At 29.1% G+C, this 20,347-nt stretch carries 23 protein-coding genes, 1 pseudogene and 1 riboswitch; of the genes and pseudogenes, 4 read left to right on the plus strand and 20 right to left on the minus strand.

Annotated features, from left to right (window positions below):
• Nucleotides 1-147: 147 nt before the first annotated feature.
• From Q5O29_RS10960 to Q5O29_RS10975, 4 genes are all read right to left on the minus strand, one after another.
• Nucleotides 148-333 carry a ferredoxin gene (locus tag Q5O29_RS10960; RefSeq protein ID WP_022212987.1) on the minus strand — a complete coding sequence of 62 codons (186 nt, stop codon included), beginning with the start codon at nucleotides 331-333 and terminating at the stop codon, nucleotides 148-150.
• A 55-nt stretch (nucleotides 334-388) separates the two neighbouring features.
• The gene (locus Q5O29_RS10965) at nucleotides 389-1,231 is read right to left on the minus strand and encodes a sirohydrochlorin cobaltochelatase (protein ID WP_022212988.1); all 843 of its coding nucleotides are present in this window, start codon (nucleotides 1,229-1,231) and stop codon (nucleotides 389-391) included.
• Between the two features lie 71 nt (nucleotides 1,232-1,302).
• The gene (locus Q5O29_RS10970; RefSeq protein ID WP_022212989.1) at nucleotides 1,303-2,088 is read right to left on the minus strand and encodes a hypothetical protein; all 786 of its coding nucleotides are present in this window, start codon (nucleotides 2,086-2,088) and stop codon (nucleotides 1,303-1,305) included.
• 302 nt (nucleotides 2,089-2,390) lie between these two features.
• Entirely contained in the window at nucleotides 2,391-3,101 is a 711-nt protein-coding gene (locus Q5O29_RS10975; RefSeq protein ID WP_022212990.1) for a PHP domain-containing protein, read from the minus strand.
• Between the two features lie 146 nt (nucleotides 3,102-3,247).
• Here Q5O29_RS10975 and Q5O29_RS10980 point away from each other — a divergent pair, with 146 nt between their 5' ends.
• The gene (locus Q5O29_RS10980; protein ID WP_022212991.1) at nucleotides 3,248-4,030 is read left to right on the plus strand and encodes a Cof-type HAD-IIB family hydrolase; all 783 of its coding nucleotides are present in this window, start codon (nucleotides 3,248-3,250) and stop codon (nucleotides 4,028-4,030) included.
• Nucleotides 4,031-4,124: 94 nt separating this feature from the next.
• On the opposite strand, the gene Q5O29_RS10985 is transcribed toward Q5O29_RS10980, so the two are convergent.
• Nucleotides 4,125-4,373 (minus strand): DUF1653 domain-containing protein, encoded by a 249-nt coding sequence (locus Q5O29_RS10985; RefSeq protein ID WP_022212992.1) that lies wholly within the window; start codon nucleotides 4,371-4,373, stop codon nucleotides 4,125-4,127.
• Between the two features lie 167 nt (nucleotides 4,374-4,540).
• On the opposite strand from Q5O29_RS10985, the gene Q5O29_RS10990 reads away from it, so the two are divergent.
• Together Q5O29_RS10990 and Q5O29_RS10995 are read left to right on the plus strand one after the other, a co-directional pair.
• On the plus strand, nucleotides 4,541-5,254 hold the full coding sequence (locus Q5O29_RS10990) for a gamma-glutamyl-gamma-aminobutyrate hydrolase family protein (RefSeq protein WP_022212993.1): 714 nt from the start codon (nucleotides 4,541-4,543) through the stop codon (nucleotides 5,252-5,254).
• 123 nt (nucleotides 5,255-5,377) lie between these two features.
• On the plus strand, nucleotides 5,378-6,757 hold the full coding sequence (locus Q5O29_RS10995; RefSeq protein WP_022212994.1) for a GntP family permease: 1,380 nt from the start codon (nucleotides 5,378-5,380) through the stop codon (nucleotides 6,755-6,757).
• 159 nt (nucleotides 6,758-6,916) lie between these two features.
• On the opposite strand, the gene Q5O29_RS11000 is transcribed toward Q5O29_RS10995, so the two are convergent.
• Nucleotides 6,917-7,543: an HAD family hydrolase gene (locus Q5O29_RS11000; RefSeq protein ID WP_022212995.1), complete on the minus strand. Its 627-nt coding sequence runs from the start codon at nucleotides 7,541-7,543 to the stop codon at nucleotides 6,917-6,919.
• A 302-nt stretch (nucleotides 7,544-7,845) separates the two neighbouring features.
• Between Q5O29_RS11000 and rpsD the strand changes: the two genes are divergently transcribed.
• The gene (gene rpsD / locus Q5O29_RS11005) at nucleotides 7,846-8,442 is read left to right on the plus strand and encodes a 30S ribosomal protein S4 (protein WP_022212996.1); all 597 of its coding nucleotides are present in this window, start codon (nucleotides 7,846-7,848) and stop codon (nucleotides 8,440-8,442) included.
• A gap of 208 nt (nucleotides 8,443-8,650) precedes the next feature.
• Here rpsD and Q5O29_RS11010 read toward each other — a convergent pair whose 3' ends face one another.
• The 14 genes and pseudogenes from Q5O29_RS11010 to Q5O29_RS11075 form a co-directional block, all read right to left on the minus strand.
• Nucleotides 8,651-9,922 (minus strand): serine dehydratase subunit alpha family protein, encoded by a 1,272-nt coding sequence (locus tag Q5O29_RS11010; protein WP_022166555.1) that lies wholly within the window; start codon nucleotides 9,920-9,922, stop codon nucleotides 8,651-8,653.
• Between the two features lie 104 nt (nucleotides 9,923-10,026).
• Complete coding sequence (locus tag Q5O29_RS11015; RefSeq protein ID WP_022212997.1) at nucleotides 10,027-10,731, minus strand: amino acid ABC transporter ATP-binding protein; 705 nt, start codon at nucleotides 10,729-10,731, stop codon at nucleotides 10,027-10,029.
• Nucleotides 10,732-10,743: 12 nt separating this feature from the next.
• Nucleotides 10,744-11,412, minus strand: coding sequence for an amino acid ABC transporter permease (locus tag Q5O29_RS11020; RefSeq protein ID WP_022166557.1), 669 nt, complete (start codon nucleotides 11,410-11,412; stop codon nucleotides 10,744-10,746).
• A gap of 21 nt (nucleotides 11,413-11,433) precedes the next feature.
• The gene (locus Q5O29_RS11025) at nucleotides 11,434-12,243 is read right to left on the minus strand and encodes an amino acid ABC transporter substrate-binding protein (protein ID WP_022166558.1); all 810 of its coding nucleotides are present in this window, start codon (nucleotides 12,241-12,243) and stop codon (nucleotides 11,434-11,436) included.
• A gap of 225 nt (nucleotides 12,244-12,468) precedes the next feature.
• Nucleotides 12,469-12,924 carry an MOSC domain-containing protein gene (locus Q5O29_RS11030; RefSeq protein WP_022166559.1) on the minus strand — a complete coding sequence of 152 codons (456 nt, stop codon included), beginning with the start codon at nucleotides 12,922-12,924 and terminating at the stop codon, nucleotides 12,469-12,471.
• Between the two features lie 7 nt (nucleotides 12,925-12,931).
• On the minus strand, nucleotides 12,932-13,903 hold the full coding sequence (moaA, locus tag Q5O29_RS11035; protein ID WP_022212998.1) for a GTP 3',8-cyclase MoaA: 972 nt from the start codon (nucleotides 13,901-13,903) through the stop codon (nucleotides 12,932-12,934).
• Between the two features lie 23 nt (nucleotides 13,904-13,926).
• Nucleotides 13,927-14,403, minus strand: a complete 477-nt coding sequence (gene moaC, locus Q5O29_RS11040) for a cyclic pyranopterin monophosphate synthase MoaC (protein ID WP_022166561.1) — start codon at nucleotides 14,401-14,403, stop codon at nucleotides 13,927-13,929.
• A gap of 21 nt (nucleotides 14,404-14,424) precedes the next feature.
• Nucleotides 14,425-15,444, minus strand: coding sequence for a molybdopterin-binding protein (locus Q5O29_RS11045; protein ID WP_302631032.1), 1,020 nt, complete (start codon nucleotides 15,442-15,444; stop codon nucleotides 14,425-14,427).
• Nucleotides 15,445-15,477: 33 nt separating this feature from the next.
• Nucleotides 15,478-15,969, minus strand: a complete 492-nt coding sequence (locus tag Q5O29_RS11050; RefSeq protein WP_186834626.1) for a molybdenum cofactor biosynthesis protein B — start codon at nucleotides 15,967-15,969, stop codon at nucleotides 15,478-15,480.
• Nucleotides 15,970-16,080: 111 nt separating this feature from the next.
• Nucleotides 16,081-16,515: pseudogene (locus Q5O29_RS11055) on the minus strand (molybdenum cofactor guanylyltransferase); the annotation flags it as partial.
• A gap of 40 nt (nucleotides 16,516-16,555) precedes the next feature.
• Nucleotides 16,556-17,761 carry a gephyrin-like molybdotransferase Glp gene (gene glp / locus Q5O29_RS11060; protein ID WP_022213001.1) on the minus strand — a complete coding sequence of 402 codons (1,206 nt, stop codon included), beginning with the start codon at nucleotides 17,759-17,761 and terminating at the stop codon, nucleotides 16,556-16,558.
• Between the two features lie 173 nt (nucleotides 17,762-17,934).
• Nucleotides 17,935-18,069: riboswitch (molybdenum cofactor riboswitch) on the minus strand.
• Complete coding sequence (gene mobB / locus Q5O29_RS11065) at nucleotides 18,066-18,563, minus strand: molybdopterin-guanine dinucleotide biosynthesis protein B (protein WP_022213002.1); 498 nt, start codon at nucleotides 18,561-18,563, stop codon at nucleotides 18,066-18,068. Its footprint overlaps the riboswitch before it by 4 nt.
• 141 nt (nucleotides 18,564-18,704) lie before the next feature.
• Entirely contained in the window at nucleotides 18,705-19,931 is a 1,227-nt protein-coding gene (locus tag Q5O29_RS11070) for an NAD(P)/FAD-dependent oxidoreductase (protein ID WP_022213003.1), read from the minus strand.
• Entirely contained in the window at nucleotides 19,931-20,338 is a 408-nt protein-coding gene (locus Q5O29_RS11075) for a 4Fe-4S dicluster domain-containing protein (RefSeq protein WP_022166567.1), read from the minus strand. The genes Q5O29_RS11070 and Q5O29_RS11075 overlap by 1 nt, the downstream gene beginning before the upstream one ends.
• Nucleotides 20,339-20,347 lie beyond the last annotated feature (9 nt).

Here is a 20,347-nt window from a genome sequence, read left to right on the forward strand (position 1 = left end):
ATGTATTTTTTATAACAACTAACTTTTATGTTAATTAATTATCATTTTGGCATTATTTATCTGAACATTTTTTATAATTTCATAAAAAAAGAGTTGCATAAATGCAACTCTCATATAATTTATAGGTGATTTAAAGGGATTAAATAATTATTCTACTGATATTGCCGCTACTGGACAACTATCACACGCTTCGTTAACCGCATCTTCTAAATCTGCAGCCACATCTCCTTCTATAGCTACTGCTACTCCAGTATCAAGTGAAAATACATCTCCACAGATTCCTTCACACATTCCACAGCTTATACATACATTTTCATCTACAAATGCTTTCATTTGAATTTCCTCCTAAGTTTTTATATTATTTAAGTATATTATCATAGAATAATTATTATTTGTCAATATATATTATTTTATGTTTTTTTATTTCTCCTGTTCCAATATATCTATTATTTATTAAATCATCTACTCTATCTATATATAACTGTGCAAATTCATCTACTTCCCCTAGTCCTTTGGTCCATAGCTTTACTTCTATCCCTTCAGCTTCCAGCATAGATTTCCATGAATTATCTTTTTCCGAAGTCATATCATTGATAGCATGATTTCCAGCTACAAGCATAAGTGGCATTAATAATACTTTCTTAATACCTCGTTTCTTTATTTTATTTAATACACTTGTAAAATTTGGATAGCCTTTTACTGTTCCTACAAAAACATTTTTATATCCTTCATCATTTAAAACACTTTGAAGAGCTCCATATACTGCATTAGATGGATGAACTGTTCCATGCCCCATCATAACTACTGCTTCTTCTCCTTCTATAATTCCTTTAATAGATTTTATAAATAATGAATAATCTTCTGGAAGTCCTTCTATTCCTTGATAATAAAATATTGGACGTCCAACCTTTATTGATTTAAACTTATCTTTAAAATATACTTCAATATTCTTTATATAACTAAATTCTTCTCCTGGTATTATATGAAGAGGCTGAATTATAACTTCTTCATATCCCTCAATATATAATCTTTCAAGTAATTCTTCTGGTTTTTCAACTATAAGTCCATGTACTATTTCAAGCTTTTTAATTATCATATGAGATGTAAATGCTCTATATACATCATAATCTTTAAATTGATTTCTAATTTTATTTTCAACATTTTCAATTGAATTCTTCAATGGTTCCAAATAACTTGTACCAAAGCTTACCACTAAAATAGCTTTTTTCATTTGTCCTACTTCTTTCTTACTATTTTATTTTTTAAAGAAAAATATCATGAAAATAAATCTTTATATTCTTCTTATAAATTATCTCTATACTGTTTTTTATATTCTTTTAAATAACACTTATCTTTTTCACTTTTACTTCTTGTATCAAATGGATTATTTATAAGGGCTTTACAATATAATGCTGGATATTCTTCACTTAAATATTTCATATATTCTGCCCATTCTATTGTCAGATATTTATATGCCAACATAATATCTTTTTCTATATGCTTAATCTCATATTCTTGCATATCTACACTTAATCTTGTGTTAAGCTCCTCTCTTAAATGAATAATAGACATAAGCATTTCTGTAAATGTTTCATGTTCTATAAGATTTTCATTAGCTATTAATGAAATAAGTAATTCCTTATTTTCATCTAAATTATTTTTAATATTTTCTAAAGATACTTTATTAATATCTACATTATAATCATGTTTTAAAATCCTATTATGAAGTTTTTCAAATGGCTTTTTCTTCCATGTATCATTGGTTATTGACGCTCCACTTAAAAACCCCCTATCATTATCCCCTTCTGCTATATTAAGCAAAAGTTTTGTACCTACTTCAGTATAAAATACTCCTATCAGCATATTTAACTTTCCTAGTAAGTGATCTTTTTCTCTTTTTTCTAGGAATCTATCCAATATTAAGCTAGTAAAAAACACATCCATTGGTATAAAAGCAATATCTGCAACTAAAAAAATCATAGTATGATGAGCATCTTTAAATATTAAATAATGTACATAATGTAAAATTAAAGATAATGTCACAAGGCCTGTACCAATTAAAATAGTTTCTTTTGTTTTTTTCTTCACTCAAACTCCCCCTAAAAAATATTTCTTCTTTTAGTTTACCTTAAGATAACATTAAATATCACATTGTGTCAATTATACCGTTAAAGAATTAATTTGCGAATTTTATTTCCATTATTATACTATTTTCTATTCTCCAGTATTCTTTATGGGTATTGAGTAATTTACATCATCTAAGTTGTTGCCTATGCTTTACACATTTATAAAGGAAGCACCTACATAAATAGGCACTTCTTTTACCGAAGAATCTCAATATTATATTCAATTAATTATATAATGTACCATAACTTGAATTTTTTAATTATCTACAGAAAAAATTCTTCAACCCAAATATCAAGTCCTGACTGTGCTAGAAAATCTTCAATTTCTTCTGCATTTAAAAAAACATCACCTATAAGTCCATGAATTCTGTATTCCTCAATTCTTGTATGAAAATCTGATCCTGCTGTATAATATAATCCTTTTTCTTTGGCAAATTTAATATAAAACTCTGTATCCTGCTCATTATTTAAAAAGTAACGTGCTTCAATGCCATCAAAATCCATATTTTCTATATTAAAAAAGCATTCCCTACTTAATAATACTGGATGGGCAAGTACAACTGTTGCACCAAAAAATCTCAATAACTGGATTCCACTTTCTACGTATAACTTCTTTTTGTATCCATTAAAATTTATCTTACTACCAAATATACTCCTTAAATCACCTATCTTATCTCCTTTTATCTTCCTTAATACCTCTTTAAAAAGCTCATTATTATAACTATCATCTTTAAAATATCCTAATATATGAACTCTATTTTCTTTATATTTCGTAGACAATTCTACTGCTGGAATAACTACTATACCACTTCTTTTCCCTTCACTTATTGCCTCATATAAACCATCACAGCTGTTATGGTCTGTAAGCGCTATTATATCAACCTTTCTCTTCTTAGCATATCTCACCAACTCAGCTGGACTCAAATTCCCATCTGAACAAGTTGAATGCATATGAAAATCCCCTTTTATCAACATGTTTTATTTCCTTTAGCAATACTCTATATTTTACTATATTCTCAAATCAACAAATTGATTAATGCTTAATTTTATGATAAAATGATAACAAATAAAACTAAATAACAATAACTGATAATAAACAATATTTACAGAGGGTGATTTTTATGATTAAATTTATTGCAACAGATATGGATGGTACTTTATTAAATTCTAATAATGAAATACATGCAGATTTCTATCCAATGTTTCAATCACTAAAAGAAAAGGATATTATTTTTGCTGCAGCCAGTGGAAGACAATATTATAATCTTCTAGAAAGATTCAAAGATATAAAAGATGATATGATGTTTATTGCTGAAAATGGAACATTTGTGGTATATAAAGGTAAAGAGATTATTGTTAATTCCCTTAAAAAAAGTATTGCTAAAGAATTAATTAAAATCGGTAGAACAATTCCTAATTCTTATGTTATATTATGTGGGAAAACTTCAGCTTATATTGAAAGCCATGATGAAAGGCTAGTAAAGCAAACTGCTAAATATTATGAACGATATAAAATAGTAGAGGACTTAACAGTAGTTGATGATGATATTTTAAAAGTAACAATTTGTGATTTTGATGGTGCTGAAAATAATAGTAATAAATATTTTAATGACTATAGAGATAAAGTTCAAGTAACTGTTTCAGGTAAAATTTGGCTTGATATGGTTGCTAAAGGTATAAATAAAGGTATGGCTATAAATGAAATACAAGAACTTTTAAATATTGATTATAAAGAAACCATGGTTTTTGGTGATTATTTAAATGACCTTGAAATGATGGAAAGTGCTTACTACAGCTATGCCATGGCTAATGCTCATGATACTCTAAAAAAAGTAGCCAGATTTATTGCTAAAAGCAATGATGAAAATGGTGTAGTACAAGCCATTAAGAACTACGTTCTTTAATGAATAATTATGTTGGAAAGTATTTGAATACTTTCTTAAAAATAATGAATAGAGGAACTTCAAAAGAAGTTACTCTATTTATTATTTAACATAACTATTTTACGCTTTTAACTACGTATTCTTCAAATCTATATTTTTGACCTGTAGGATTTTCTTTTTCTGCTGGTACTTCTTCTAAGAACATATCATATGGTCTTACAAATAATCCACAACTTCCATAAAGTGCTCTATAGAGAACCATCTTTTCTTGTGTTTCTGAATGAGTTACAAAGTCTTCAACTAAATATAAATCCCCCTTAAAATGTCTAAAAATTTTTCCTTTTGAATTACTTATATCTCTCACGATTTACCTCCTTGTTCAATAATATTAATTATTATACAACATTTATATAGTACTTTCTTTTTTAATTTAGATAAATTTAAAATTACAAGTGTATTTTTATCTAATATCATCATATTATGTATCATGCTATATTCTATTCCATTATTAGATGAAAGGATTGATATACAGTGAAGAAAAGTAAAATTGGTATAGTTTCAACTTTATTTTTAGATAATAAGATAAGCAAAATCAGTGTAAGTTCTGATTATGTAAATGCTATAGAAAAAGCTGCTGGACTTCCACTGATAATCCCAATCACTTCCAACTTAGAAAATATAGATTCATATATAGATTTGTGCGATGGATTCTTATTTACTGGTGGTATTGATATTAATCCATATTTTTATAAAAAAAATCCTCATAAGGAACTTGGCGAATTTAATAGTAAGCTTGATTTATTTCAGCTTTCACTAATGCAAAATATTATTAGCTCTAAAAAACCTTTCTTGGCAATCTGTCGAGGAATTCAAATTCTTAATGTAGCTTGTGGAGGAACTTTATATCAAGATTTTAGCGAAGTCCCTAACAATACAATACAGCACTACCAGAAATCTGCAAAATATGAATTTATCCATCTAATTAATATTAAAACTGATTCACTACTTTATAATTTATTTGGTGAAAGTCTCTATGTTAATAGCTTTCATCATCAATGCATTAACCAACTAGGTGATAATTTAAGCATTTCTGCTATTGCTCCTGATAATATTATTGAAGCTATAGAACTTAATAACTATACATTCGGTATAGGTGTTCAATGGCATCCAGAAATGATGCTTATAAATAATAATAAAATGTTGCCTTTATTTTCTAAACTAATATCAACTTCTCTTAAAAACTGAAGCATTTTTGCTTTAGTTTTTTTATTGTGACTTTATTACACACATAATTATAAGAATTGGTTAAACTATTAATGTTATTAAAGAGTAACATTAATTACTACATTTAAGAAAGGAAATTTTTTTATGATTAATATAATAGCATTGATAATTTCTCTATCTCTAATCATGTATTTAGCTTATAAGGGATATTCAACAATTATTACGGCACCAATTATCGGGCTACTTACCCTACTTTTAACTTTTGGACTTAATAGCCACTTAATGGTTAATTATACAGAAATATATATGAGTGGATTTGCAGGATTCGTTAAAAACTACTTCCCTCTATTTCTTACAGGTGCAATCTTTGCTAAGCTTATGGAAGAAGCTAATTACGGTAAATCTATTGCATCATTCATTACCAATAAGCTTGGAAAAGATAAAGCAATACTTGCTGTAGTCTTATCTGGTGCATTTCTTACTTATGGAGGAGTTTCTTTATTTGTTGTTGCATTTATTCTATATCCTCTAGCCAATATATTATTTAAGGAAGCAGATATTCCTAAAAGGCTTATTCCAGGAACTATCGCATTAGGTGCCTTTACCTTTACCATGACTGCAATGCCTGGTTCCCCTGAAATACAAAATGTAATTCCTATGAGCTATTTTGGAACTGACACATTTGCTGCGCCATTTATTGGAATTATAGCTAGCATCACAATGCTTTCCTTAGGTTTATTATGGCTTAACTACCGATTAAAAAAAGCTAGAAGTTTTGGTGAAGGATATGGAAAACATAAATTTAAATTAGAAGAAATAGAAAATGAAAGTCTTCCTTGTATATTTATTTCTGTACTTCCTATTTTAATAATTTTTATTTCAAACTTTACTTTATCCAAAATTTATTATCCTAATATAGATGGAAGTTACTTAGAAAAATATGGAGTTTCTTTAGATAATGTTTCTGGTACTTGGAGTGTTATAATATCCATAGTTATTGCCATTATATTTATTTTAGCTCTAAACTTTAAGAAACTACCTAATTTAAATGATATATTAAATATTGGTGTTAAAAATTCCTTTTTACCACTGCTTAACTCCAGTGCTATTGTTGGCTATGGAAGTATAATTAAATCTCTACCGATTTTTCTAACTATACAAAATACCATCATGAATGTATCTAGTAATCCAATTATTTCTGAAGCTATTTCTGTTAATGTAATTTGCGGGCTTACTGCTTCTGCTTCTGGTGGACTTGGCATAAGCTTAAATGCTCTAGCACCAACCTTTATTCAAATGAGTGATGCATTATCTATCTCTCCAGAAATTCTTCATAGAATAGCTTCTCTATCATCTGGTGGATTAGATACACTGCCCCATAACGGTGCAGTTATTACTACTTTAGCAATATGCAGTCTTACTCACAAAGAAAGCTACAAAGATATTTTTGTAACATCTGTATTAATACCTATTTTCACTACTGCAATAATAGTATTAATAACCTCATTGCAATATACTACATAAAAAATTAATTTTTAAAAATCAAAGATTATAGAGATAAAAAAATAACAGTAGCCTAAGATTAATATTATCTACTGTTATTTTTTCATTTTAAACAATAACCTATATCTTAAATAATTGTTAAATTGAACATATTTATATATTTTATATTAATTAATAAAATTACCACTTTATAGTTAATAAATCTTGAAAGCTATCAATTTCATATTGATATTTTTCTACAGATCCAAAACCATATTTAGCAAAAACAAAAGGAATACCTGCTACTCTTGCTGATTCAGCATCTCCTTCAGTATCTCCTACATATACTGGTTTTTTTAAATTATTTCTTTCAATAACTAACTTATTATTCTCTCCTTTAGAAAGTCCTGTTCTTCCTGGACATTCATAATCAGTAAAATACTTATCTAATTTATGAGCTTTAAAAAAACATTCTATATATCCATCTTGACAATTGCTTACAACAAATAATTTGTATTTTTTAGAAAGTTCTTTTAGTGTTTCTTCAACCTTAGCATAAAGCACTCCTCCATGCTCCCCTAGATATTCATTTTCTAAAGTACAACATTCATTCATTAAATTTTTTCTTACTTCACTGCTTAACTTAGGAAAAAGAATTTTACCTATTTCATCAAGCTGCTTACCCATACAACTGTGTAAATCCTCAACAGTAACCTCTTTTCTCTCATAATCATATTTATTTAAAACAAGACTCCATGTTTTTGACACTCCTTCTGTAGAGTCCCATAAAGTCCCATCTAAATCAAAAATAATACTATCTATCTTCATACCATTCTCCCCTTATACTTTAATTATTTATTCTACTATTACTAAATATGCAACTTTAAAACTTTCACCTACTGCTAATTTGTATATATCACCTTTAACCTTCTATAAATTCATTTATATAATAAATTATATAATAATTTCACCTTTTTTTACAAAATAATTTCTCAATTAAATAATACAAAAGTGAAAATTTATAATATCTTTATAAATGATAATGATTTTCATTTACATTCATCCTTAACTATGCTATATTATATGTGAGGCTTAAATTATCGCGGCAAATGATTTAAGGAGATGATTTTATGGCAAAAATGATGGGACCTAGATTTAAACAATGTCGTAGACTTGGATTAAATGTTTGTGGTCATCCAAAAGCAATGAAAAGAGCAGCGAAAGGTTCTGCAAGAAATGATAAAAAACTTTCAGACTATGGTACACAACTTTTAGAAAAACAAAGACTTAGAGCATATTATGGAGTAATGGAAAAACAATTTGCTAATTACTTTGAAAAAGCTTCTAAATCTAAAGAGTTAACTGGTTTTGCATTAATTAAACTTCTAGAATGCAGATTAGACAACTTAGTATATAGATTAGGATTTGCTAACTCAATAAGACAAGCACGTCAAATGGTAGTGCATGGCCATATTTTAGTTAATGGTAAAAAAGTAGATATTCCATCTTTCAATGTTTCAGTTGGTGATGAAATTAAACTAAGAGAGAAATCTCAAAAAAATCCTATGTTTAAAGAAAACTTCGAATCTAGCATACTTAATGTATTGCCATACATAAGTAAAAACGAAGCTGATTTCTCTGGTACTCTGTTAAGATACCCTGAAAGAAATGAAGTGCCAATAGAAATAAATGAAGTTTTAGTTGTGGAATATTACTCAAAAAATTAATATATAATATTCTTTTCTCCCTAAGATCTGATATAGATATATTAATTAACTTCAATTAAAACTTTAAGCATCTATCCTTAAGATTGCTTAACGTCAATAGATTAAGCCTTCTGTTGAATACAAATATAAAAGAAAAAATCTTATGTATGTGCAGATACATAAGATTTTTTCTTTTTTTTAATAAATTTAACTTAATTAACTTTTAATATTATGCTTCAAGCATAATATCTAATATTTCTTTATCAGTTTCTCTCATACCAATTTTTCCAAGTCTCCCTATGGCGCTAATGGTTTCTTCTATATCTTCTTTTAATATTCCAGTATTAGCACTATAACCTCTATTTATCATAGCCAATGAATGCGACATCATGGCAGCATCTAAACTTGTAGCAATCTTTGCTGCACATGAAGCTTTTGCTCCATCACAAACAATTCCTGAAATATTGGCTAAAGTGTTGTTAATAGTTTTATTTATTTGTTCTAGACTTCCACCTTCTAAATAAGTTATTCCTGCTCCACTAGCACATCCTGATGTTACTGCTCCACAAAATGCAGAAAGTCTTCCAATTCCAGCTTTTTGATGTATATTAATTAAATTCGCAAACACTAAAGCTCTATATAATAATTCTTTAGAAATATTTTTTTCTCTAGCATATATAATCAATGGTACTGAAATTGTCATACCGGAATTTCCACTGCCTGAATTAGTCATTACAGGTAAAGAGCATCCACTCATTCTCGCTTCAGAAGCTGCTGCTGTATAAGCTTTTACTTTGTTTGTTAATGAGTTTCCAGCTTCTAAAATAACTTTTCCAATCCCTACTCCATAGGAACCTTTCAATCCTTCTTCTGCTATATCAATATTATACTTCATTTGATTATCTAATAGTTCTTTAACATCATCAATATTCATTGTATTGGCAAATTCATAAATCTTCTCCACACTTAAAATACTTCTATCTATAAAAACTCCTAGATATTTATTGGAATCCTCTTCCAATTTAAAGATTGCTTCTCCATCTTTTATAATACTTGAAATATTATCATGGGCATGTTTTATTTCTATCGATGCACTTTCTTCTTTATTAAAAACATCTACTATTATATGTAATTCTATCTCTGAATCTAAAAACTCAACTTTACAATAATCTGATTGTATAAGTTCATGTGTTTTTATGATTGCTTCTTCACTTACTTCATTAATTACTTCCAGTTTTCTATGAGATTTTCCTGCTAAAATTCCAATAATTGCACTTGCTTCAATACCAACTAAATCTCCTGTATTTGGCACTGTAACACATCTAGCATTTTTTATCATATTTCCACTACATTTAACTATAACACTCTCTGGGAAAGTGCCAAGCACATCTCTTGCCTTTGCTGCTGCATATGCTATTGCTATTGGTTCAGTGCATCCCATAGCTGGAACCAATTCTTCATTCAAAATTTGAATATATTTTTTGTATGTATTTAAATCCATACAAAACTCCCCCTTATTAGATTCTTACAAAAAAAGACAATGAGTTTCTAAAAACTTCATTGTCACCACTTAATTATATCATTACAACCTTACAGTTACAATAACTATGTTATAATAGTGCCTTCACTACTTCTATATATATGCCTCTCAACAATCTCTCCATTATCCATAGAAATTATTCTACTGGCCACTTTTTCTGCAAAGGTCATATCATGAGTTATTATCAGCATAGTCATTCCTTTTTTACTTAACATCTTGATTACATTAGCTACTTCCTCAGTAAGCTCAGGATCTAGTGCTGAAGTAGGTTCATCAAAACACATTAACTTAGGTTCCATAGCTAAAGCACGACCTATAGCTACTCTTTGCTTTTGACCACCTGATAACTGATGAGGATAACTATCCTCCTTTTCACTTAAGCCTAAAAAACTCAATATTTCTCGAGCTTCACTTTTAGATTGTTCCTTGCTTTTTTTAAGCACCCTCATAGGTCCTTCAATTATATTTTCAATGACAGATTTATGAGGAAATAGATTAAAATTTTGAAATACCATTCCTACATCTTTACTTATCTCCATCATAGATTTTTTATCTATGTATCTGCCATCATTACATAATACTCTCCCATTTACTTCAATATATCCACTATGACATCTTTCTAGCATATTTATTATTCTAAGAAGCGTTGTTTTTCCTCCTCCTGAAGGTCCAACCAACACAACTATTTCTTTTTCATCAATATCTAAATCTATTGACTTCAATACATCAAGATTACCAAAACTCTTTTTTATCTTCCTGAGCTTTAACATCTATCCTTCCCCCTAATTATAATATTCATATCTTTTCTCTATTTTTTCCATAATCTTAGATAATACTCCTATCAAGATTAAATATACTATACCAATTACTAGTAAGGGCATTAGTGATGAATCCCTATTGGCTGCAACCTTGCCAACTTTTAATAAATCACTTAATCCAATAACATATACAAGAGCAGTATCTTTTATTAAAGTTACTATTTCATTTGTTATTGGTGGAAGAACTCTCTTAAAAGCTTGAGGTAATACTATTCTAAAAAATATATCTGTATTAGACATACCTAAAACCTGTCCTGCTTCATACTGCCCCTCATCTATAGAATCAATTCCTGCTCTAAATATCTCACCAAAGTAAGCTCCATAGTTTAATGTAAATGCTAATATAGCTGCTGGAAACCTCTCAATTACTATTCCTATACTTGGGATGGATAAGCCAAAGAAAATAAAAACTATCTGTAATAATAAAGGCGTTCCTCTCATTATTAAAACATAAATTGATGTTATCTTATTTATTATCTTTATCTTTGATCGCCTTCCCATAGCAGTTACTATTCCTAATGGTATAGATAAAATCAAAGTTATGGCAAATATCTCTAAAGTAACTTTAAGTCCACTTATAACTTGAGGCATTAACATTACTATATTGCTTCCTAAGTTCCTTAAAAACTCCATTATGCTCTCCACTCTCTTTCTTTAATTATCTGTTATATCTTCCCCAAACCACTTTTGTGAAATCTCTGCCATTTTGCCATCTTTCTTAATTTCTTCAAAAGCATTATTAATTGCTTCAACAGTTTCAGCATCTCCTTTTCTAATGCCTACTCCATATTCTTCACTACCAAAATCTTCAGTTAAAACTTTAAATTTATCTTCACCTTTTAACTTTATATAATATTTCACTAAAATCTCATCAGCTACCACTGCATCTATCCTTCCTGCTTCTAAATCCATTAGAGCCTGATTATTATCTTCAAAGGTTATTGCTTCACCACCACTAAGGCTTTCATATAGCTCCGTATCTTTCTCCATAGCTTCAATAGCTGAAGACTCACTTTGTGCTCCAACTTTTTTACCTGATAAATCACTTTTAGCGTTAATATCAGAATTTGCTAAAGTTACTATAACTTGCTTATTATTTAGATAAGCTTCTGAAAAGTTCACCTTTTCCTTTCTTTCTTCTGTAATTGTATATCCATTCCATATAAAATCTATATTCCCATTATTTAATTCTGATTCCTTCATTGACCAATCAATAGGTTGAAAAACAACTTTCTTACCTAATCTATCTCCTACTTCTTTTGCCAAATCCACATCAAATCCTACAATTTCACCACTTTCATCTTTAAATCCCATAGGTGCAAAAGCATCATCTAACCCAACAATTACTTCATTCTTATCCATAACACTTTTAATTTCCTTCTTATTACATGCTAAAAGCGTAAAACTTATACTCCCCATAATTATTCCTAATAAAATATTTTTTCTAATTCCTTTTATGCTCACGTTGAATTATCCCCCTATTACTTTATCTATTTACCACTTTATCATACTAAAGTAATAAAATCAAGTATTTTTCTATAACAAAAAAAGATAAATTCTTCTTAATATCTAATAACCTTATAATTTATCCTTATTATATAAAAAAATGAGGATATGGCACTAAAAATTTTATATACAATATATTGTATTATTTATTCTTAATACGACATCCCCATTTTCATTAATCAATTATAAAGATAATATCTTTTTACCACTATCTATTAAAGTACACTGATCTCCAACTTTAACTTTTCCACCTTTAAGAACTCTTGTAAATATACCGTTCTTTGGCATTATACATTCTCCTACTTGATAGTATATTGCACATTTGTCATGGCACTCTTTACCAATTTGTGTAACTTCTAATAATACTTCTCCCACTTGTAACTGTTGTCCTACTGGTAGTTTATGTAGCTCAATTCCATCTACAACTAAATTTTCTCCAAAAGCTCCAAAATCAACATTTCCGCCTTTATTTCTAAAATCATCAATTTTTTCAAAAGCTAAAAGACTTACTTGTCTATGCCATTTTCCTGCGTGAGCATCTCCTTCAATACCAAATTCTTCAATGAAATTTGCTTCACTTACTTCATTTTTTAATGTTCCTTTATGTTTGCTTATACATATTGCTAATACTTTACTCATCTTATGTTTATCCTCCAATTTGATTCATAAATTTAATTTCTTTATGTTCACATTTTTCTAAAAATAAATGTTTTTCTGGTTTGTCATATATATTATGGTATATAACCTTTTTAAGTTCTTCATCACTTATGCCATCTCTCATAAGTTTTCTTAGATCAACACCATAATCAAAATGTAGACACTGCTTTAAAAATCCTTCTGGTGTAAGCCTTATTCTATTACAATCTTCACAGAAGCAATTACTCATTGCACTTATAAACCCTATTTTCCCTTTTGCTTCATTAAGTTTTACATAAGTAGCAGGTCCACCCATCTTACTTCTTTTTACTTCAATAACTTCTTTATAATGCTCTTTTATTGTAGCTAATATTTCTTCATTAGTTACACCTTTATAGTTTACAGCAATACCTATTGGCATTAACTCTATAAATCTCACATCTACAGCTTTATTTTTAGTCATATCTACAAAATCAATAATTTCATCTTTATTTATGTCATTTACCATTACAGTGTTTATTTTAACCTTTAAATTATACTCTAAGCATTTATCTATAGCCTTTAAAACACTGCTAAGCTCGCCTCTTCTTGTTAAAGTCTTAAATCTTTCTTCCTTTAGTGAATCTAAACTTATATTTACTCCCTTAAGACCATTCTTTGCTAAAGCTTCTACTTTATCATATAGCAAAATTCCATTAGTAGTCATATATATTTCTTCAATACCTGGAATACTATTTATTCTTCCTATAAGCTCTACTATTCCCTGTCTCACTAAAGGCTCTCCACCTGTAATCCTTATTTTCTTTATTCCAAGACTAGCACTTTCTTTTACTATTCTATATATTTCATCATCTGTAAGCTTATTTTCCTTTTTTAAAAAAATATTATCCTTTTCTTCCATGCAATATACACATCTTAAATTACAGTTGTCAGTTACAGATACTCTTAAATAATCTATTTCTCTTCCAAACTTATCTTTCATTATGCTTTTAGGAGACTTCTTCCTTAAAAATTAAATTCTCCGCTCTTTCCTCCTGTCTTTTTAAGTAAATGTGTGCCTTCAATTACCATTCTCTTATCAACAGCTTTACACATATCATAAATAGTTAATGCTGTTACCATAGCTGCTGTTAATGCCTCCATTTCAACACCAGTCTTATCAACTATTTTTACAGTAGCCTTTATTCCTATATAACTTTCTTCCTTATTTATATCAAAATCTATATTACAGCTTGAAATCATCAGTGGATGGCACATAGGAATTAAATTAGAAGTTTGCTTACTAGCCATTATTCCAGCAACTCTTGCTACACCTAATACATCACCTTTACCTATCTGACCTTTTTCAATAAGTTCTAAAGTTTCTTCACTTACTTTTATTCTAGAAACAGCAATAGCCACTCTTTCTGTAGGAACTTTACTTCCTACATCCACCATTCTTGCATTTCCACTATTATCAAAATGAGTTAATTTATTATCCATAATTCCTCCTAAAACTTTAACTTATTTACCAAATGAGCAGTGTGGGAAAGTACATACTTTGCAGTCTAAACACAATCCTCCATGACCATACTCCGCAATATCTTCCATAGTAAGTCTTTCATCTGCTAAAACTCTTGGTAGTACTAAATCCAGCACTGTTCTCTTAGAATACATTGCACAACTTGGTACTCCAAGTATTGGAATGTCATTATAATATGCAAGAAGGAACATTGCCCCTGGAAGTATCGGTGAACCATATGTAACAAGTTCTCCTCCACAATCCTTTATTGCTGTTGGAGTAACATCATCTGGATCTACAGACATTCCTCCTGTACAAATAATCATATCTGCTTTATCTTCATTAACAGCTTTTAATATCTCTTCCGTTATTCTTTCCTTATCATCAGGAAGTATTACTTGTTTTATTACTTCACTACCATAATACCCTAGTTTTTGTTTTATTACTGGCAAGAATGCATCTTTGATTCTTCCATAATAAACTTCATTACCAGTAGTTATAACTGCACATCTTTTTGTTTTGATTTCATCAACTCTGATTATCTTTTCTTTTATTAACTCTTCAGCTTCTATTATCTTATTTTCATCTATAATTAATGGAATTACTCTTGTAGCTCCAATCTTTTCACCTTTTCTTATTGGAGTATTGTTATGTAATGTAGAAACTATTATTTCACCTAGAGAATTTAATTTAAATAATTTCTCCTTATCTATCTTTAATACTCCATTTCTGTCAGCAAAGAAGTCTACTTTTCCTTCTTTTATTTCTTCTGATGTAGCTACTCCATCACCTACCACAAGATTTGATAATCTTATGGCTGCATCATTTTCATGAAGTTGACCTTCCTCTGGTTCCCATACATAAACATGATCTTTTCCTATAGATAGTAGTTTTTCTATATCTTCTTCCTTTATTATATGACCTTTCTTAAAAGCTCTGCCTTTAAACTCTCCTGGTATAATTTGTGTTACATCATGAGATAATACTGATCCTACTGCATCTTGTACTTTTATCATTTTCATCATAACGTTTTTCACTCTCCCTCTTCTTAAATATTATTTTCTAGCACATTCTCTCGCTTCACCTAATAATATATCTATTCCATGCTTAACATCATCTAAAACAAAATCTAAAGCCTCTTTGCATGCCTTAGGACTTCCTGGTAAATTAACTATAAGTGTATCTTTTCTTATTCCTGACACTGCTCTTGAAAGCATTGCTCTCTTAGTTATTTGTAAACTAAAATATCTTATTGCTTCAACAATTCCTGGTGCTTCTCTTTCTATAACATCCTTTGTTGCTTCTGGAGTTATATCTCTTTTAGAGAAACCAGTTCCCCCTGTACTTAATATTAAATTAACCTTTAATTCATCGCACATCTTTATCATTTCGTCTCTTAACATTTCTCTTTCATCAGGAAGAATTACCTGTTTAACAACAGTAAATCCATTAGCCTCAACTATTTCCTTTACTGTAGCTCCACTTTTGTCTTCTCTTTCTCCTGCATATCCCTTATCACTACTTGTTATAATTGCTACTGTATACATATTATCTATTTCCTCCAATCTTTTATAATCATCAGGTGTATTTATATTAAAAAATTCTCCTTCTGTTAAACTTTTCTCATGTACTTCTTTATAATCTAAACTATATATAAGCTTTTGTAGCTTATTATCATCATTTTCTAAAGCCTTTTCTATTTTCCCTAGTATCTTCTTAGAATAAATTGAACATAAAGGCTGTAATCTATCATTTACTCTTGGTACTAAAACTTCATACTCATCTTTTACATTTGCTAAAAATTCTAGTGTATCTTTACTTATCAATGGCATATCACATGCCACACATAAGACTTTATCAGTATCTGAATAACTAAGTGCTGAATGAATTCCACTTAAAGGGCCATTTCCTACATAAATGTCACTTATCACATCAACATTAAAATCCCTATAGATCTCCTTATTATTTGCCACAATAACAACTTTTTTAAAATTCTTCCCTGCTTCAATAATATTCTCAATAAATGTTTTTTCCTTGTAGCTTAAAAGAGCCTTATTATTATAATTCATTCTGCTACTTTTCCCACCTGCCATAATTGCCAGTGTCTTATTTATCTTCAATGATTATGCACCTCTAAAATTTTATTATGTCTACCATTGTTCCTTGCGAAACTCCTGCATTCCCAGCCTCTAACTCTATGATACAATTTGAATTTAAAGTTGAACTTAAAATGCCATTACCACTTTTTACTTGCGTTATATATACACATTGTTTGCCATCCATATATTGAAGCTGTCCTCTTAAAAATCTTCTCTGTGGGCTTTTCTTATTAAAGTCATTAAGAAGTACAGCTTTTTCTCTTTTTATTTCTATTTTACTGCCTCCGCTCATTCTTTCCAGAGAGGTTCTTGCTAAAAGTTCAAAAGTAGTTAGTGCTGCTGTAGGATTACCTGAAAGACTTATAATTACTGTATTATTGTATTTGCTGCATAATACTGATGATCCTGGTTTAATTTTAATCTTCCAAAAAAGTTTCTCACCATCAATTTCATCAATGGCTTCCTTTATTAAATCTTTATCTCCTACAGATGCACCACCTGTAGTTATGACAAAGTCAGCCATATTACATATTTCTTTTATAGTATTTCCTATGTCTGCATACTGATCATTAACATGCTTTATATTAATTACTTCATATCCTAATTCCTTGATTCTTGCTAAAATTGTATACTTATTACTATTAAAAATCTTTCCATAACTAAGGTTCTGCCCAATATCTACTACTTCATCACCGGTGCTTATAAAGGCTACTTTTGGCTTTTTATAAACTTTAATCATACTTATACCTGAACTAGCAATGATTCCAATATCAGCATAATTTAACTTCTTTCCTTTTCCTACAAGGAGCTGACCTTCTTTTATATCTTCACCTTTGAAACATATATTTTCATTTTCCTTTAATTGTTTCTTTAAAATTATGCTATTTTCTTTAATTTCTACATCTTCTTTTTTTATTACAGCATTTGCTCCCTTAGGAATAGGCGCTCCTGTCATGATTTTAATAGCTGTTCCTACTGTAACTTCCTTATTTGAAGTTTCTCCCGCAAATACTTCATCAATTACCTGAAGCACTTTTCCACTTTCATTTGTATCTTCATACATTACTGCATAACCATCCATTGCAGACTTATTGAATGGTGGATTATTTATTAATGAATATACATCTTCTGCAAGAACTTTATCAATGGCATCAATAAGCTGAACTTCTTCAACTTCCATTGTTTTCACATTTTCATTCAACATTTCTATTGCTTCTTCTAGGCTTATAAATGACTTCATTTGAACCTCTTTTCTAACATCTATTTAAAGTTATATTTCTATATAAAAAAAACTTATTATCAAACAAATTAAGAATGACAATAAGCACACAATTAAAATTATGAATTATGAATTACCAATGATGAATTAAGGAGTTTATTCCATAATTCATAATTCATCACTCGTCATTCATAATTACCTAAGCTTATTTTCCTTCCCAAAACGTGGAGACAGCCTCTTTTCAAAGACTACCCTGTGAATTAAATTCAGGTATAAAATCCATATATATAAATACTTAGGACTTTTATACTCTAGAAAATATCAATTATATTTTAAATTCTTTCTCTTTTTCAATTAAATCAGCCAAAGCTTTAAAATCTTCCTTAGGAATTACTTTGACATCATCCATGTGTATATCTATATCACTGGCTATAGCAATCAATTTTTCTTTTGGTGTTATTATTTTTTCACTTAAGCCATCTCTATACACTTCTATCTTTCTAAGATTACTTTTCTTATAGCCTTCTACTAAAATAATATCTTTGTCACTGGCCATTTCTATAATCTCTTGTAACTCTGTTTCTTTATTCAGTTCTTTTATAATTGCAATCCTGTTTTTTGAAGAAATTATTACAGTTTCAGAACCAGCTTTCCTATGCTTATATGTATCTTTTCCTTCTTTATCTATGTCAAATCCATGAACATCATGCTTTATAGTTGCAATGCTTAATCCACGGCTTTTTAATTCTTTTATAATCCCTTCCATAATGTATGTCTTTCCTACATTACTTCCAGAACCTATTATGTTTATCACTTTAGCCATAACACCCTCATAAAAATTTAAACTTTAAAATGAAAAATATATTTGCATTAACATGAGAGTACAATATATGTTCCCTCATGTCAATGCTTTATTTAGACAAATATCAACAAATCAATTTTTCATCTTTAATTAATTATACTATTATTTATAACTAAATTCAAAATTTTTCTCAATATTAAAGAAATCAGCATAATCTATATCAAATAAACTCTTAGTAACCTTTGATACATCTATCTTTTCTTTTATAAGCTGAGTAAGTACTCCTGCATAATCAAGATCACCTTGAATCAAAGCTCCATAAATCTTTCCATCTTTATGTATTATCTTCTTATATCCTTTTTCATCATTTTTAACTTCTACTATATAAGTTTCATCTTCTGGTTCAACTGCTCCTAAAGACATTGTAGCAATTCCTACAAAGTTCATTGTATTTTTACTTCCAAAGAAATCTGTCATTATCATTTCTTTTCCTAACATGTTGTTAGCAGCTATTATACCTTCTTTTACAGCTGTTGGCCATATAGGATTTCTTCCAGTTACATCACCAGCACCATAAATATTATCTATATTAGTTTTACCCTTTTCATCTATAAGTAATCCAAATCTATCACATTCTACATTGCTATTTTCTAAAAATGCTATATTAGATCGTACTCCTGTAGCAACTATAACAAGTTCACATGGAACATCTTCACCATTATTTAATGATAATGATACTGGATTGTTATTTTCATCTACATTAAGTTTTACTGCGCTTACACCTAATTTTAAGTTTACACCTTTTTCTTCAAACTTATTTTTATAAACATTTGAAGTATATTCATCTAATTGTAGTGGAAGTACTTTATTGCTCATTTCCACTAATGAAATATTAACACCTGAATCTAAAAGTCCACTTAAGGCATCTATACCTACAAGTCCAGCTCCAAGCACTACAACATTTTTAACTTTTGCAGCTTGCTCTTTTATAAGTACTGCATCTTCAAGATTTCTTAAACCAACAACGTTGTTTGATGTTCTTAAGCCCTCTACTGGTGGTATGAAAGCAGAAGCACCACTACATATCATAAGTTTATCATAAGCTAATGTTTCACCATTACTTAATGATAATGTTTGCTCTACATCATTAACTGAAGTTATTTCTATGCCTTTTTTCCAGTTTATATTATACTTTTCAAAGAAATCTTTTCCTGTGAAGTTTAATGCTTCAACATCTCTATGATTTGAAATATAGTGATGAAGTATACATCTTGAATATACATGTTCATCCTTAGAAACTAATACTACTTCTGCATCATTATCTAATTCTCTTAAAGTCTTTGCTCCACTTATACCAGCTGCTGAGGCTCCTATAACTACATATCTCATTACTTATTAACCTCCTCAAAAGTAATTGCTCCCATTGGACATTTTTCAACACATTGTGGTGAACCTGCATGTTTACAATGGTCACATTTCATTATTTGTTTATTAGTTCTACTGTCTGCTTTTAATACTCCATAAGGACATGCCATTATGCACATATAACAACTTGCACATTTAGTTTTATCATATGTTACTTCTCCAGTTTCCTTATCTTTACTCATAGCACCTGACATACATGTAAATACACATTCTGGTTTATCACAATGTCTACAAAATATAGGGGCATATTTTTTATTACTATCTATTGTTATTCTGCTTCTTGTATCTTCTGAACTATGTGAAACTATACATGCAGTTGTACATGTAAGGCATCCAACACATTTTGATCTATCAATTTTAATTCTCTTCATCTTTAGAAC

This window comes from Clostridium sp. CAG:265 (assembly GCF_000436575.1).
GTDB lineage: Bacteria > Bacillota > Clostridia > Clostridiales > Clostridiaceae > Clostridium > Clostridium lentum.